This is a genomic window from Paenibacillus donghaensis (assembly GCF_002192415.1).
Taxonomy (GTDB): domain Bacteria; phylum Bacillota; class Bacilli; order Paenibacillales; family Paenibacillaceae; genus Paenibacillus_AQ; species Paenibacillus_AQ donghaensis.
Genome location: NZ_CP021780.1, coordinates 2,832,265 through 2,847,234 on the forward strand (window position 1 = coordinate 2,832,265; position 14,970 = coordinate 2,847,234).

Genomic DNA, 14,970 nt, shown 5'->3' on the forward strand with positions numbered 1-14,970 from the left:
GGGGATAGCTATACATATGAGGTGATGAGATATCATGATAAAGAAACACTGTTTGTTCTGCGATCAGATTGTCCCGATTACACCGGAAGGCGATTACGATAGATATATGGGCTGCTCCTGTTCACCCGGTGCGTTCTATAGCCTGCTGAGAGACAGCTACGAACCCATACTTTCGTTCTCCCACCAACAGAAACGCGACATGCTCCATGTGGTATCGGCTTATATCCGGGAGCAGACAGATGGTGATGAGAAGGTCATTCTATCCGTCAGCGATTTGGATTCCATTGTGAATTCTCCGACTATTCCTGTGACTATTGAAGATAAAGGAAACCGTCTGCTGCAATATTTGTACAGACATTCCGAAGGCCCGGGGGAGCCGGTGGTCATTCATCCACTCTCCAGCAGCTATAACCTGACGTACTCTCCCAATCTGCAAGAGCTGGTCTATATCATCGATAAGCTGAGAACCGAGCAGTTGCTCATCAGGGAAGGGATGACCTTTAAGCTTACGGAACAAGGATGGAGCGAAGCCGCTGCAACAGCCGGAGGCAAAAAATTAAAGCCATGCGTCGTTCTCCTCCCGGATGAGGAGGAATTGCGTACGGAATGGCTGGAAAAGCTGTTGCCTAAAATCGAACAATATGGTTATCTGCCGCGCTTGCTTGCACATACGAGCGAAAAGTATTCTTTGGAGCCTATCGCGGACAGTAAACTGATAATCGCGGATGTAACCGGTCAATCCCCTGAGGTGTATTTTGCGGCGGGATATGCCCTCGGTTTGAACATCCCGGTGATCTGGACTGTGAACAGCAGCGATGCCGATAAACTTTGGGTCCACCTAAAAGAGATCCGTCCCATGGTTTGGGATACAGCTGAAGAACTGGCAGTATTACTCCTGCAGAGGTTGAGTTTATAGAAGAGTTCAGGAGATGTACAACCGGGATGCGTTCTCTTCCAGGCACACCTCGATATCTTCGAACAAGAGAACCTAACCTGCTTAATTTGGCCTCTGGTAAGTCGAGCATTTCATATATTTTGGATAAAGCAGACTGTTCAACTTTTTGGCGGCAATAAAACTTTGGTCTACGTTTCTTTCGTCAAGCACTGATTTCGGTTTTGAGCCTAAAAGAGTATTATAAATAAGAGGCGTCTCTCCAGAGGAGGACGCCTCTTATTTATAGTTAGCTCTTATTCAGCACTCCATAACTCTACACGGTCCTGAACATATTGGGTATAACCTTTTTCCATTTTCTCAACCCCGGCTTTATCCAGGTCAGCCATATAGTCATCCCAGACTTTATCGAAATCCGCTGGTTTCGCCAGGATGGCCTGAGGAATGCGTTTCCAGGTAATATCTCTCATTTTGTTGCCTAGAATAGTGACTTCATCCTCGCCCGGAAGAGCGATGTTCCAGGCCGCTCCATAGGCTTTTTCCTTGAATTCTTCTTCTTTCGGGAAGAGATCCTTCCATGTCGTTGCGTTATAGGCAGTCAGGGTCTCTTTCTCCACATCGCTGTAACCAAGCAGCAGCTGTTCCGGGAAGTTCTTCGTATAGTAGTTGCCGGTAGAGTCCTTGGCACCGTCGCCGTAATGGACCATCATATTCCAGTAGAAGCTGATGCCGGATTCCTTGGTGAAGGCCATATTGTCGTTGTTGATACGGTCCTGAACTTCTGCTGGAACTACACGCTTGCCATTCTCCACGACATAATGCTTGCCTTCAATTCCCCAGTTGTTGAGGATTTGCCCTTCGTCGGAAGCGAGATAATCCAGGAACTTAATCGTGCGGACCGGGTCCGGGTTCGTGGTGGAGATCGAGATGCCATACCCGCCCATGAAGCCGGTAGGCCAGAAGCTGGTTTCCTTATATTCTTCCGTCAGAGTTACCGGATAGTGGCCATAGGTCTGATCGAATTTGCCTGCCGTCTTCAATGACTGCTGGGCGTCATTATAGTCCCAGTCCTGGTCAATCAAGCCAAGTACCCGTCCGGTAGCGACTTTAGCTTTGTATTGGTCATACTTCTGAACGAAGCTCTCCTTGTCAAGCAGGCCGATGTCATTCATATGGTTCAGCCAGCGGAAATATTCTTTCTCCTCCGGTCGGCGGAAGTGATAAATGGCCTCATGGGTCTCCTGATCGATGTAATATTCCCCGTCATCCGAGCCGCCAGTGGTAGCAACGGCAGGGTTGGTGACCGAAATGTACATATGCCAATCATCCGCATTAAGGGATACCCCGATGTTCTTGTTGCCGTTCTCATCGGTAGGATGCTTCTCCAGATAGGCTTTGATCACATTCTCATAATCTTTAACCGTCCGAATCTCCGGATATCCGGCTTCCTTCACCACGCGGTGCTGCAGCTCAAACCCGCCGCCAGCCACGAATTTCTTCTCATCTACAGCTGCCCAGGTGGGAATGGCATAGATGGACTGGTCATCATTGTTATATTTCGCCCGGGCGAGGTTGTCGCCGAGTACACGTTTGATATTAGGCGCATGTTTGTCGATCAATTCGGTCAGATCGATGACCGCTCCGGCATCCACCAGCTTGCCGATATCCGCTTTGGCGGAGATAATATCGGGATAATCACCACCGGCTGCGATCAGGGCAATTTTTTGCTGCGGGTCGCCGACGGCAAATTCCGCATCGAGAGTGACGCCTGTTTTCTCGGTCAGCATTTTACTGACATCGTCTTTCATATTGTTCCAGTTCGGATTAGGATCTTCCGCGAAGAAGGACAGTGTCAGCGGACTTAAATCTTCGGCTTCCGCCGTAGCCTCTGCAGTCGCACTGCCTTCATTAGCCGCCTCAGTGGCGGCCGGATTATCAGCCGTATTCTTATTATTGCTTGAACCGCTGCAGCCTGCCAGCACACTGAGAAGCAAGGTCAAGACCATTAGCACCACGTACGGTTTCGCTGTCTTTCTTGTCATGAATAGAAACCCTCCCTTTATCTTTTTTGAAATGTATTGTATACACAGGCAGTGCCTGCTGATACCAGAACGCGGACTAGCTTAGCTTTTGACGGAACCCAGAGTCATGCCTTTAACAAAGTAACGCTGCAAAAACGGATAAACAACCAGAATGGGCACCGTGACGACGATGGTGATCGCCATTTTGACTGATTCCGGGGAGATTTGCGCCATCACCTCGGTCATATTCCGGCCGCGGAAGTTATCCGCGTTGGTCGTCGTGCTCTGGATAACTTTCATCAGCTCAAACTGCAGGGTGGTCAGCTCATCCTTGGAACCGTTGTAGAGATAGGTGTCGAACCAGGAATTCCACTGGCCGACGGCCAGGAACAGGGCAATGGTTGCCAGCGCCGGTTTGGTCAGCGGGAGAATGATCCGCCAGTAAATGGTGAAGTCATTGGCCCCGTCCAGCTTGGCGGATTCCTGCAGGGCATAAGGCAGGCCGTCGATGAAGGAACGGATGACGAATACATTGAATGCGCTGACAAGAGTGGGGAGGACATACACACCGAAGGTCCCCATCATATGCAGATTCTTGATCAGGATATAGATAGGAATCAGTCCGCCCGATACGTACATCGTGAGCGCCAGGAACGTGGAGACGAACTTGCGGGCCTGAAAGTCCACCCGGCTCAGGGTGAAGGCCAGCATGGAGGCGCTGATCAGACCGAGTATCGTACCGATGATTGTGCGCAGAATAGAGATCTTGAGTCCGGTCATTAATCCGGAGTAGGCAAAGATGGTCTCATAATTCTTAAAGGTGAACACGCGAGGGAAGATCGTTATCCCACCCTTGATGCTATCCATAGAGTCGTTGAAGGAAATCGCCAGTACATTCAAAAAAGGATATAACGTGGCAATGGTCACCACGGTAATCGCAACATAGACAACCAAATCGAAGATGCGGTCCGACCAAGGCGCGGCGGCCAGTTTTTTACTCAGCATAAGGGCCTCCTAAATGATACTTTCCTTCGTTATTTTTTTGAAAATCCCGTTGGCGACAAACAGCAGAATCACACTCACCACAGAGTTGAAGATGTTAATGGCTGTACCGAAGGAGAAGCGTCCCATCCCCAGCCCGTAGTTCAGTGCGTACAGATCCAGCGTCTGCGAGTAATCGCGCACCAGGTTATTGCCGAGCAGGAACTGCTTCTCGAAGCCGATACTGATTAAATGCCCAATCGACATGATGAGCAGGATAATAATCGTTGTCCGGATTCCCGGCATGGTTATGTGTCTTACCTGCTGCAGCCGGCTCGCGCCATCTACCCTAGCTGCTTCATACAGCTCCGGGCCAATACCCGAAATGGCTGCGAGATAGATAATCGTGTTCCAGCCCGTTTCCTTCCAGACATCCGAAGCCGTGACAATCCCCCAGAATAAATGGCCTTTGGCCATGAATTGAATGGGTTCACTGATCAGATGGAGGCCTAGCAGCAGATCGTTCACCGCCCCGTTATCCGTAGATAGCATCTTGCTGATAATTCCGGCGGCAACCACCCAGGACACAAAGTGGGGCAGATAAGAGACCGTCTGTACAAAACGCTTCAGAACCTGCAGGCGCACCTCGTTCAGCAGGATTGCGAATATAATGGGAATGATGAATCCGGCCAGCAGGCCCATAAGGCTCATCGCTAGCGTGTTGCGCAGCGCATTGAAGAATTGCTCATCCTGGAACAGCTCCCTGAAGTACTGCAGGCCGACCCATTTCTGCTCGAAAAAGGCTTTGCCGGGCTTGTATTTCTGAAAGGCCATCGTCCATCCCCATAAAGGCAGATAGTTGAATACAAATGCCCAGAGCACAAACGGAATGGCCATCATATAGAGATATTTCTGCTGCAAGAAGGTTGGCCAAATACGTAAGGGAGATTTCTTAGGCTCCGGTTGGACTTTGGTGGTAATCGCTTTCATTTATGTCCCTCCTTCGATATGGCACAATCATAAACTACAGAGAATCAGGGAAACACCCGAACATTTTCTATAAAAAACAGGGGGGAATCAGCTCTTTTCGTAAGCGCTTTCTGAAAATAGATGCATTTATATTGAGTCTTTTCTGCGGTAGACGGAAGGAGCGATGCCTTCAACTTTCTTGAACTTTTCACGAAAATAATCCACATCACTGAAGCCGACTCCGCTTGCTGCCTGATGGATTTTGCAGCCCTGATCCAGCAGTTCCTTGGCTTTCTCAATGCGGACTTTGTCCAGATAGCTGTTGAAGGAGTAACCCGTGCTGTTCTTGAAAAGCTTGCCAAGATAGGCGCTGCTGTATGTGAACACGTCCGCAAGTGTATCGAGTTTCAGGTTCTGATCATAATGGCGGTGGATGAGGTCCAGCATACGTTTCATTAAGACCTCCATATCGTCACGGGTTATGCCGCCTGCATATTGCTCCAGCAGAGTGGTGATATAGCGCTGCAGCCCAGGCAGTGAGGGTTGTTTATAGATCTGCTCGATCTGCTCATCTGTTCGGTTGTGCTGAAGACTTAGCTCCCTGTATTGAAGCGAGAGCTTGTTGATCAGGTAAGTGACCAAACGTACATATCGCGATTTCACAGCCATTTCAGAATAATGGGCTGCGATCATCAGTTCTCCGGTTTCATGGATCAGGGAAAGTATCACCCCGCTGCTGCCGATATCCATGGCAAAATACAGGCGGTCCACTACAGACTCAAGCCTGTGCTCCACTTCCTCCGGTCGGACCGGGAGCTCTTCCTTTAGCTTCAGGGAATCGGGTCCAATCATCCCTGGCTCATCGTAGAAGAAATGGTCCTTCATGCGTGCCAGCGCTGATTGGTAGGAGACAGAGAGAGCCTCCAGGGAATCTACCATATCGCCCGCGGTAATAATGCATTCAAGCCCTTGGACAGTTACGGCTTCCTGGATCGCCTGAACCAATAATTTACCGACAAGCTCCTTCTGAAAAGAGGGCTGCAGCAGCACACCCAAATAAGAGTCCAGCGAGAAAACAATTCCCCAGTCATGCTCCTCAAAGCGTGCCGAAAGCCTCGCTTTCACGGCGGTTGAAGGTCCGTTGTCTGCATTGTCCTGGAGCAGCAGCCGGACCAAAACCACCTGATAGGAATCCCAGAGCAGTCCTGCTTCAAGTACGGTTACTTCCATCACGGGCGGAGCCTCGGGGTTACTCTCCATCAGCAGGGATTGTACCAGCATTTCCCGGCTCCAGACCTTGACGGCAGCATGTTTCCTGCGATGGGCGATTCTCGTATTCAGCTCTGCGTACAGACTGGATAAATATTGCTGCAATTCTTCTTCATCCACCGGTTTCAGCAAATAGTTGTCTATGCCGTAAGCCATCGCACGCTTGGCATAGCTGAAATCAGCGTATCCGCTGAGGATAATAATGTGCATATCCGGATCGTCTTCCCGCAGCTCTTGAATAAGCTCCAGACCATCTCTGCCGGGCATGCGGATATCTATAATCATCAGATCGGGCGAATAGAGCTCATATTTATGCCTGGCTTCAATGGCATTGGCCGCGGTGTCAACGACCTGATATCCAAGACTCTCCCAGTCCAGAAGCGCCGCGAGTCCCTCGCGGATTGCTTGTTCATCATCCACAATCAACACACTATACATAAGAATCTCTCCTCAGGGGGATCGCGAAGCTGATCTGCGTTCCGAATCCGCTTTGACTTGCCAGGGTGAGGCCGCACTGCGGACCGTAGGTCAGCTTGAGCCGCAAATGAACATTGCGCATCCCGATATTGTTGGTTTCATAGTCATCCTTGTTCTCCAGCATCTCCCGGATTTCTTGGGTCCGCGCTTTCGTCATGCCTGTTCCATTATCGGAGACCTGGACTTTGAGCTGTTCCTCTTCAAGGCGGATATCCACCCGGACCATGCCGCCGTCTATCCGGTTCTCCAGCCCATGGATGACACAATTCTCCACCAGCGGCTGAATAATCAGGGGTGGAATCTGAACGGGATTGGCCTTAGGGTCCACATGAAGCTCATAGGAAAGCCTGTCATCATAGCGGAATTTCTGGATGACCAGGTAGCAGTTTACGGTCTCCAGCTCACTTTGCAGGCTAATCATCCCATTGCCAACCTCCAGGTTTTTACGCATCATTTTACCCAGCAGCCGCACAACTTGGGAAATATCGGCCTGGCCCCTGACATGAGCCTTCATCCGAATGGACTCCAGCGCATTGAAGAGAAAATGGGGGTTGATCTGGCTGGCCATCATTTTGAATTTAATCTCATTCTGCTTCAGCTCGATGGCATTTTTTTGGCGGTTGGTTTCCTGCACCTCGCTCATCAGGTCGTTAATGTTCCGTACCATATGATTGAACTGTCTCGCGAGCTGGCCGATCTCATCTGTACCGTCAATAACGAGCATAGCCCCCAAATTCCCGGAACCGACCTTGGAGATATGTTTGCTTAAGTGCAGCATCCGTCCGGTGAGCAGCCGTGAGAAATAGTAGATAAGCAGAATAGCCATAATTAATGCGGAAATAATCACCAAAGAAGCCAGTGAGATGATCCGGTTGGGCTCCTCCACGATACTTTCCACTGAGAAGATGGAGATGATGCGCAGACTGTTCAGGCTTCCCCCGGGATGCCAGTCATCAATCAGTGTTTTGAAGGCTTTGCCGTCAATCGTTACATCGTAGGGACCTTGCCCGGCGGCGGAGGTTACAGGCCTGAAGTTAATATCGCCCAGCGTTTTGCCCAAATGGTCTTCTCGGTTTGAAGCCACAATATTGTCGTTCTCATCCACAATCAGGGTTTCAAAGGTCTCCTGGTTCAGGATATCATTGAGTTTATCCGTATTCACATTCACCACCAGCACACCGGTGGTACGCTGATTCAGGAAATCCACTTTGCGGATCAGGCTGAGATAATACTGCCCATTGCGGTTATCCCGGATATAATTCCAGCAGACCAGACTCCTCTGGGCGATTGCTGTTCGGTACCACTGCTCCTGTGTGACCTGCTCATCCGTCTGCAGAAACTCCCAGTTGTCCAGAACCGTCGGGTTGTCTATATAGAGGCGGATGCTGGAGATTTCGTTGTACAGCCGGACAAATTCACGGAAATCAGGGTAGTTCCAATAAGCTTCCACAACATCATATACTGACATATAGCGGTAATTGGCGGCCTCCTCCAGACGGCTGTCATTGGACAGCCGGTAAGCGATGTCGAGCGGGACGCCCAGCATCTCGCCGGTCCTTTTTTTGACCCGGTCCACATTGGCTGTAATCTGCTCCAACGCATTGCCCATCGCTATATTCCGCAGTTCACTAGTCAGAAACACCCCTGCAATCAACACCGGAATCAGGGCGACACAGCCGAATGACAGGAAGAGCTTGGTCCTAAGCCTCAGATTATTCATTAAGGTGATAATGCGGGAATACACGAATGTGACCACCTCCGTCGATAGAATTGATAACGCTTACACGAAAGTATACAACTAAACTCAATCCCATTAAATATTATTAAATATGCATTTATTGTCTTCATTTATGTTGTTTGGAAGACCGCCGAGAAGAAAAATGGGCTGGAGCAGGAAAAGGATATGTTCAAAGAGAAGGTAATTAGGGGGAGATTCACAGACTGATTCAGAAAACATAGAGATTAACATCAGAGGAGCGATAGTGTTGCAGACAATGATCAGCCTTGAAGGCGAATGGAAGTTGCAATTGGATATGGGGAAGCAGGGGCTGCTGCTGCCTTATTCAGATGTCATTACTTTACCGGGCACGACATCACACGCCCGCAAGGGACCGATGAATGAAGAGGTCTTGGTAAGCGCATTGACAGATGAATACCGGTTTGAAGGGCATGCCTGGTATTCGAAGGAGATCGTTATTCCGGAGGAGCTTGCCGGGACGACATGTTATCTATATCTGGAACGAACACGGCTTACGACGCTCTGGCTGGATGGCCAAGAGGTTGGCAGCCGTAACAGCCTGAACACAGCCCATATTTACGAATTGACCGGCAAGCTCCGGGCAGGCACTCAGACACTCACCATCCGCGTCGACAATACCGACTATCCAACCAAAGGCGGACATCTAACTTCGCCGGATACCCAGACCAACTGGAATGGAATCACCGGGCGCATCGAACTTCAATTCTACAGCGAGTCGTATTTGAGCGGAATCTGGCTTGAGCCTGATCTGTCTGCCCGATCGGTCCGAATCACTGCAACTCTGGAAGGAACGGCTGATGGCACTTTCGCTGTGTCGGCCTCAAGCTTCAACAGCCTGACCCCACATTCCGTACCCGAGCGGGAGTTCACAATCTCCCCCGGAGAGTTCACCATCGACTATCAATTGGATATGGATGCGCTGCTCTGGAGTGAAACCGCACCCAATCTCTATAACATTAGCCTTGTCCTGAAAGATAGAGAAGGTGAAACAGTAGACCGAAATGAGCAGGTCTTCGGCTTAAGTGAATTTAAAACGGACGGCGACAAGTTTACGATCAACGGGGAGAAGACCTTTCTGCGCGGCAAACATGATGGCCTGATCTTCCCTTTAACCGGGTATGCTCCCACTGACGTAGAAGAATGGCTGAGAATACTAGGGATCTCCAAGTCCTATGGCATCAATCATTACCGTTTCCACACCTGCTGCCCGCCGGAAGCAGCCTTTACCGCTGCGGACATGCTCGGCATCTACATGGAGCCGGAGCTTCCGTTCTGGGGAACGATTACGGAACCAACCGACGAGGGTCATAACCAGGCGGAGCAAGACTATCTGGTCAGCGAAGGATATGCCATTCTGCAGGCGTTCGGCAATCACCCGTCATTCGTGATGATGTCGCTCGGCAACGAGCTGTGGGGCAGCAGAACCAAGATCGATTCCATTCTGAGAGACTATAAAGCATTTGACGACAGGCATCTGTATACACAGGGCTCCAATAACCACCAATGGGTACCGGAAGTTCTGGAGCATGAAGACTTCTTCTGCGGAGTGCGTTTTTCCAGAGAACGGTTATTCAGAGGCTCTTATGCTATGTGTGACGCACCGTTGGGTCATGTCCAGACGGATCTGCCGGGTACGATGAAGGATTATGACGATCAGATCGTTCCTCCGGAGCTACAGAACGAGAATTCCGTAGACGCAGAGGCTGGGGGCACCATCCAAATCCAGTACGGCACCGAAGCCAAGACGGTGCAGCTGGGGGGTACGTCCGGGGAATGGATTCCGAAGATCCCTGTAATCTCTCATGAGATTGGACAGTACGCAACCTATCCGAATTATGAGGAGATTGGCAAATACAACGGTCCGCTCCAAGCCGAGAATTTCAAAATCTTCCGTGAACGTCTGGAAAGCAACGGACTGGGCCACCTCGCGGCCCAATATTTCGAAAGCTCGGGACAGCTGGCGGTAGCCTGTTACAAAGAGGAGCTGGAAGCAGCCTTCCGCTCCCGTAGACTTGCCGGCTTCCAGTTGCTGGATCTGCAGGATTTCAGCGGGCAGGGAACAGCCTTGGTTGGCATCCTGGATGCCTTCATGGATTCCAAGGGAATGATCACACCGGAGGAATGGCGCACCTTCTGCAGCGATGCCGTCCTGATGGCAAGATTCCCGAAATATAACTATGTCGCTGGAGAACGCTTCAGCGCCAGTGTCGAACTGAGCTGGTTCCGGAGCGGGACTCCGGGTACTCTAGAGCTTCACTGGGAATTGACAGCACCCGGCGGAATACTGGCGGAAGGCACAGCCGAAGCGGATGTGCCAGCAGGGACTAATTACATCGATATCTGTCAACTTGCTATCGATCTTCCTGCTGTTGGGAGCATGACCCAAGCCGCACTTAACCTGAAGATCGCAGGTACAGATATCCGCAAGAGCTACGACCTGTGGATTTATCCGGAGAAGAGCGGCGCCGGGCTTGGGGGCATCCGCGTCTTCGAAGAGCTGTCCGATGAGGCGTTTGTGCTGCTGGAGCAAGGTGAGAATGTACTGCTCATGCCGAAACCGGAGTCGCTGCACAACGCTGTGGAAGGCTTTTATAGTACGGATTTCTGGTGTTACCCGATGTTCCGGTCTATCTCCGAGAGCATGAACAAGCCGGTGCCTGTCGGCACCATGGGGCTTCTGATCGACAACAGCCATCCTGTGTTCCGTGACTTCCCGTGCGAGCAACATTCCACTTACCCTTGGTGGAGTATTATTCAGAACTCGAAATCGATCATCCTGGACGGAACCAGCCGGGAATGGAGTCCAATTGTGCAGACGATCGACAACTTTGAACGCAATCATAAGCTGGGCTTCCTGTTTGAGTGCCGCGTAGGCGCTGGCAAGCTGCTGGTCTGCGCCCTGGATGCCGGTAAAGCAGGCGAAACGCCTGAAGGCAAGCAGTTCCTGTCAAGCCTGGCCGGTTATATGACATCCAAGGAATTCAAGCCGCAGGTTGAAGCAAGCAGAGCAGAGCTTCTTCAGCTCATTCAATAAACCGACATGATTTTGATTCCCGTTGTTGCAAAAAGCCAAGCAGCCATTAGTCTTTCAATGGCCTGCTTGGCTTTTTTGTCCATTTACAGCTCAGACTCCTTTCACAGGAATCTTTCTCAGCTTCGTTTCGGGCTGGTTCTCGATTGCTTGTCCAACTTGTTTGATGAACAAGGAGAGCAGTAAGCCAACTATGCTGCACCAACTGCCTGAATCAAACGTCCGGTCAGCAGAACAGGGAAGTTTCCCGCTAAGGCTGATAGAATCGTACCCACCAGAAAGATAAGCATAGAGCTTTGGAACAGCTCACGCGTAGTAAATCGTTGCATTAAGTAAGCCGTAATTGGAATCAGCACACCGTTAACCAGCATATAGCCCGTTGTCAGCCACTGGGCGGTTGAGGCCGATATACTGAAATCGCTCATTAGTTCCGGCACAGCAACACTCATTATCGTCTGATTCAGCGTCGCAAGAAAAGCGCCCAAAATCATAATGAACATAATGGGCCCTCTTTTTAGGGAACTGATGTTTACTCCTATCTCTTTACCCACTCCACTCCATCCTTTCAAAATACGTTAATTTAGTATCTCTTGCATCAGAAATTAACTTCCCTTGCAGCCTCTTTATTGTGCCCATGAGATGTTGGGGAATTGTTATTCTCTTGTTAAAGAGATGTTAAATTAACTCAACGTAATAGAATTTAGATGGATGGAGAGATGAAATGTATAGTGAGAGGGGCGGAGCCGATAAATATGATTAGGGAGGGGGAAGTCTGTGAAAATCCTCGTCTGAACAATCACAGCGTTATCCCAGGTTCATTTCAATCAAAAATCCTAGTTGTTCTGACATAACCTCTGGTGGGTGAGGCATCCCATTCTTGATCCACCACTCAACTACCCCTACATAAGACATAACAACATACTGAAGAATTATATCTTCATTTATGGAATTTCTGACTTTGGACAATTGAACTTCCTCTTTGAAATCCTCAGTGAGATATTCAACTAACCGGTTGCGGAATTGTGCAGCTCCCTTACTGGCTAACATCGTCGAGAAAAACAAATAATTTCTTTCCAAATATTTAAACCAAGGAATAATAGAGTCCTTCCATTCCAGATCCGCAACCGATTTGCAAATTTCCTGTAATTCATTCATATGCCCATCAATCAGTTTATTTAATAGATCATACTTATCCACGTAATGAAGATAAATCGTTCCTCTGCTTACATCTGCCCTGTCGGAAATATCCTGTAGAGTGATATCATCGAAATTTTTTTCAGTCATCAGTTCAATGACAGCTGTTTTTATGGCTTCTTGAGATTTTCTGATTCTTCTATCCACTTTAGTCACGTGATCGTCACCAAACTTTCTGAGTTAATTGACAAATGCATTTTAATTATTAACAGATGTTCATTAATATATCAATATTTATTTCCTGACATAAGCTGAATATCAATAATTAATTAACAAATATCAAGAATATGTTCGTTACTTAACAAATCACGTTCAATTAACAATTGCAGGTTTTATGTATCTATATATAATTATATACATTAGTTCATTAATGAATCGATAATCATTATGAATCAAATGAAAACTCGCAATAGAGCAGCCTGGAGAGATATCCATGTCAAATTCAAAAGGACTTACTCCTGCCCAAAAAATGATCGGAGATTTTGCTCCCAAAAGGAGCTTTCTCCTCGTGACCGCAGTTTAATTACCGTTTATTAAGAGAGGATGTTATTTAGTATGTCTAATATTCAAGATAAAGTTGTAATCATTACGGGGGCCTCAAGTGGAATTGGAGCTGCTGCTGCAAAAGAACTTGCAGCTAAAGGAGCCAAGCTGGTCCTTGCAGCACGTCGCGAAGAACGGCTTGAACAACTACAAAAAGAGATTCAGAATGATGGCGGACAAGCTATCTATAAAGTGACAGATGTTACTTCCCATGAACAAATGGAAGAACTGGCTGCTTATGCGCTCAAAGAGTTTGGGAAAATTGATGTATTAGTTAATAATGCCGGAATCATGCCACAAGCTTTTCTTTTCAAGAAGAAAGTGGATGAATGGGACAAGATGATTGACGTCAATATCAAAGGGGTCTTATATGCTATTGCTGCTGTACTTCCCTCTATGAGAGAACGTAAATCAGGTCATATTATTAATCTCTCGTCGGTAGCGGGTCATAACATTTACCCAGGCGGCACGGTATATTGTGGGACCAAATATGCAGTTAAAGCCATTTCTGAAGGTTTGCGTCAAGAAGAAGCCATCAGTGGTACAAATATCCGAGTTACCAATGTTTCTCCAGGGGCTGTCAGCAGCGAATTGTTAGAGACAACCACAGATGCAGAGACCAAAACTGGCTTAGATGATTTTTACAAAATAGCAATTGATGCAGACAGCATTGCTCGTGCCATCACATTTGCAGTGGAGCAGCCATCAGATGTAGCTATTAATGAAATGATTATTCGTCCGACAGTTCAAGTAGGTTAAGATTTAAACTGCCCCGTTAGGTGGATGATAGAACAAGTTGAATTTATCAGAAGGGGAGGTAGCATATGGAATACCGTACGGTAGGGAAAACAGGCATTAAAGTCTCAAGTTTATGTTTGGGTACGATGTCTTTTGGTGCAACAGCGGATGAAAAAACTTCCAAAGTCATGTATAACCGTTGCCGGGAAGTTGGCATCAACTTCTTCGATACAGCCGATGTTTACAGTCGGGGAGGCTCTGAAGAAATTCTGGGCAGATGTATTGCGCAGGAGCGAGATAACATTATCTTAACGACAAAGGTTTTTTGGCCGACAAGCTCGGATGTTAATGCCAAAGGCTTGTCCAGACGTCACATTATGCAGGGTGTTGAAGACAGCTTACGGCGCTTAAAAACAGACTATATAGATTTTTATTTTGTGCATGACTTTGACGCAAGTACGCCAGTGGAAGAAACGCTGCGAGCCCTGGACGATTTGCAACGGCAAGGCAAGATTCTCTATCCGGCGGTAAGCAATTGGGCGGCATGGCAAATCGGCAAAGCTTCAGGCATTTCTGCAAAAGAACAACTGGCACGTTTTGAATTAATCCAACCGATGTATAGCCTGGTGAAACGTCAAGCTGAAGTGGAAATTTTGCCCATGGCGGAATCTGAGCAAATCGGGGTTATTACGTACAGTCCGCTTGGCGCTGGTTTATTGACTGGTAAGTATGGGGTGGACAAACGGCCTGAACAGGGCCGTCTTGTAGAGGATGCCCGCTACGGTGATCGTTACGGTGCCAATGAAAACTTTGTTGTCGCAGAAGCATTCACTGAATATGCGCAAGCGCATGATATGAAACCCGCAACGTTAGCGGTTGCTTGGGTAATGGCTAATCCTGCTGTTACTGCGCCAATCATTGGAGCGCGCAATCTAAACCAATTAGAGGATTCGTTAGCAGCTATCGATTTTGAAATGACACCCGAAATGTACGCTGAAATTTCCAGTTTGTCTAGGACACCTGCGCCGGCAACGGATCGGGGAGAGGTATTAACGGGCAAATGGTCGTAAGGTAAATCTAACCCTATGTCAGAGGA

The 14,970-nt window shown here is 48.5% G+C and carries 10 protein-coding genes and 1 pseudogene; 4 read left to right on the forward strand and 7 right to left on the reverse strand.

The genetic code is table 11. The features are described from left to right. The first annotated feature begins 34 nt into the window (after nt 1–34). Complete coding sequence (locus B9T62_RS39945) at nt 35–916, forward strand: hypothetical protein (protein ID WP_087915528.1); 882 nt, start codon at nt 35–37, stop codon at nt 914–916. Nucleotides 917–1,188: 272 nt separating this feature from the next. Here the strand turns inward: B9T62_RS39945 and B9T62_RS12355 are convergent, their stop codons facing one another. From B9T62_RS12355 to B9T62_RS12375, 5 genes are all read right to left on the reverse strand, one after another. Then, nucleotides 1,189–2,934 carry an ABC transporter substrate-binding protein gene (locus tag B9T62_RS12355; RefSeq protein ID WP_087915529.1) on the reverse strand — a complete coding sequence of 582 codons (1,746 nt, stop codon included), beginning with the start codon at nt 2,932–2,934 and terminating at the stop codon, nt 1,189–1,191. Nucleotides 2,935–3,015: 81 nt separating this feature from the next. After that, on the reverse strand, nt 3,016–3,918 hold the full coding sequence (locus B9T62_RS12360; protein WP_087915530.1) for a carbohydrate ABC transporter permease: 903 nt from the start codon (nt 3,916–3,918) through the stop codon (nt 3,016–3,018). Nucleotides 3,919–3,927: 9 nt separating this feature from the next. Further along, nucleotides 3,928–4,884 (reverse strand): ABC transporter permease, encoded by a 957-nt coding sequence (locus B9T62_RS12365; protein ID WP_087915531.1) that lies wholly within the window; start codon nt 4,882–4,884, stop codon nt 3,928–3,930. 126 nt (nt 4,885–5,010) lie between these two features. Beyond that, nucleotides 5,011–6,570, reverse strand: a complete 1,560-nt coding sequence (locus B9T62_RS12370) for a response regulator transcription factor (protein ID WP_087915532.1) — start codon at nt 6,568–6,570, stop codon at nt 5,011–5,013. After that, the gene (locus B9T62_RS12375) at nt 6,563–8,353 is read right to left on the reverse strand and encodes a cache domain-containing sensor histidine kinase (RefSeq protein ID WP_087915533.1); all 1,791 of its coding nucleotides are present in this window, start codon (nt 8,351–8,353) and stop codon (nt 6,563–6,565) included. The genes B9T62_RS12370 and B9T62_RS12375 overlap by 8 nt, the downstream gene beginning before the upstream one ends. A 250-nt stretch (nt 8,354–8,603) precedes the next feature. Here B9T62_RS12375 and B9T62_RS12380 point away from each other — a divergent pair, with 250 nt between their 5' ends. Further along, on the forward strand, nt 8,604–11,402 hold the full coding sequence (locus B9T62_RS12380) for a glycoside hydrolase family 2 TIM barrel-domain containing protein (protein ID WP_087920252.1): 2,799 nt from the start codon (nt 8,604–8,606) through the stop codon (nt 11,400–11,402). Between the two features lie 194 nt (nt 11,403–11,596). Here B9T62_RS12380 and B9T62_RS12385 read toward each other — a convergent pair. Together B9T62_RS12385 and B9T62_RS12390 are read right to left on the reverse strand one after the other, a co-directional pair. Further along, nucleotides 11,597–11,899: pseudogene (locus B9T62_RS12385) on the reverse strand (MFS transporter); the annotation flags it as partial. Nucleotides 11,900–12,203: 304 nt separating this feature from the next. Continuing rightward, nucleotides 12,204–12,749 carry a TetR/AcrR family transcriptional regulator gene (locus tag B9T62_RS12390; protein ID WP_087915535.1) on the reverse strand — a complete coding sequence of 182 codons (546 nt, stop codon included), beginning with the start codon at nt 12,747–12,749 and terminating at the stop codon, nt 12,204–12,206. 399 nt (nt 12,750–13,148) lie between these two features. On the opposite strand from B9T62_RS12390, the gene B9T62_RS12395 reads away from it, so the two are divergent. Continuing rightward, a complete protein-coding gene (locus tag B9T62_RS12395) occupies nt 13,149–13,895 on the forward strand; it encodes an SDR family oxidoreductase (RefSeq protein ID WP_087915536.1) in 747 nt (248 codons plus the stop codon). Between the two features lie 65 nt (nt 13,896–13,960). Then, a complete protein-coding gene (locus tag B9T62_RS12400) occupies nt 13,961–14,944 on the forward strand; it encodes an aldo/keto reductase (RefSeq protein WP_087915537.1) in 984 nt (327 codons plus the stop codon). Nucleotides 14,945–14,970: the final 26 nt, after the last annotated feature.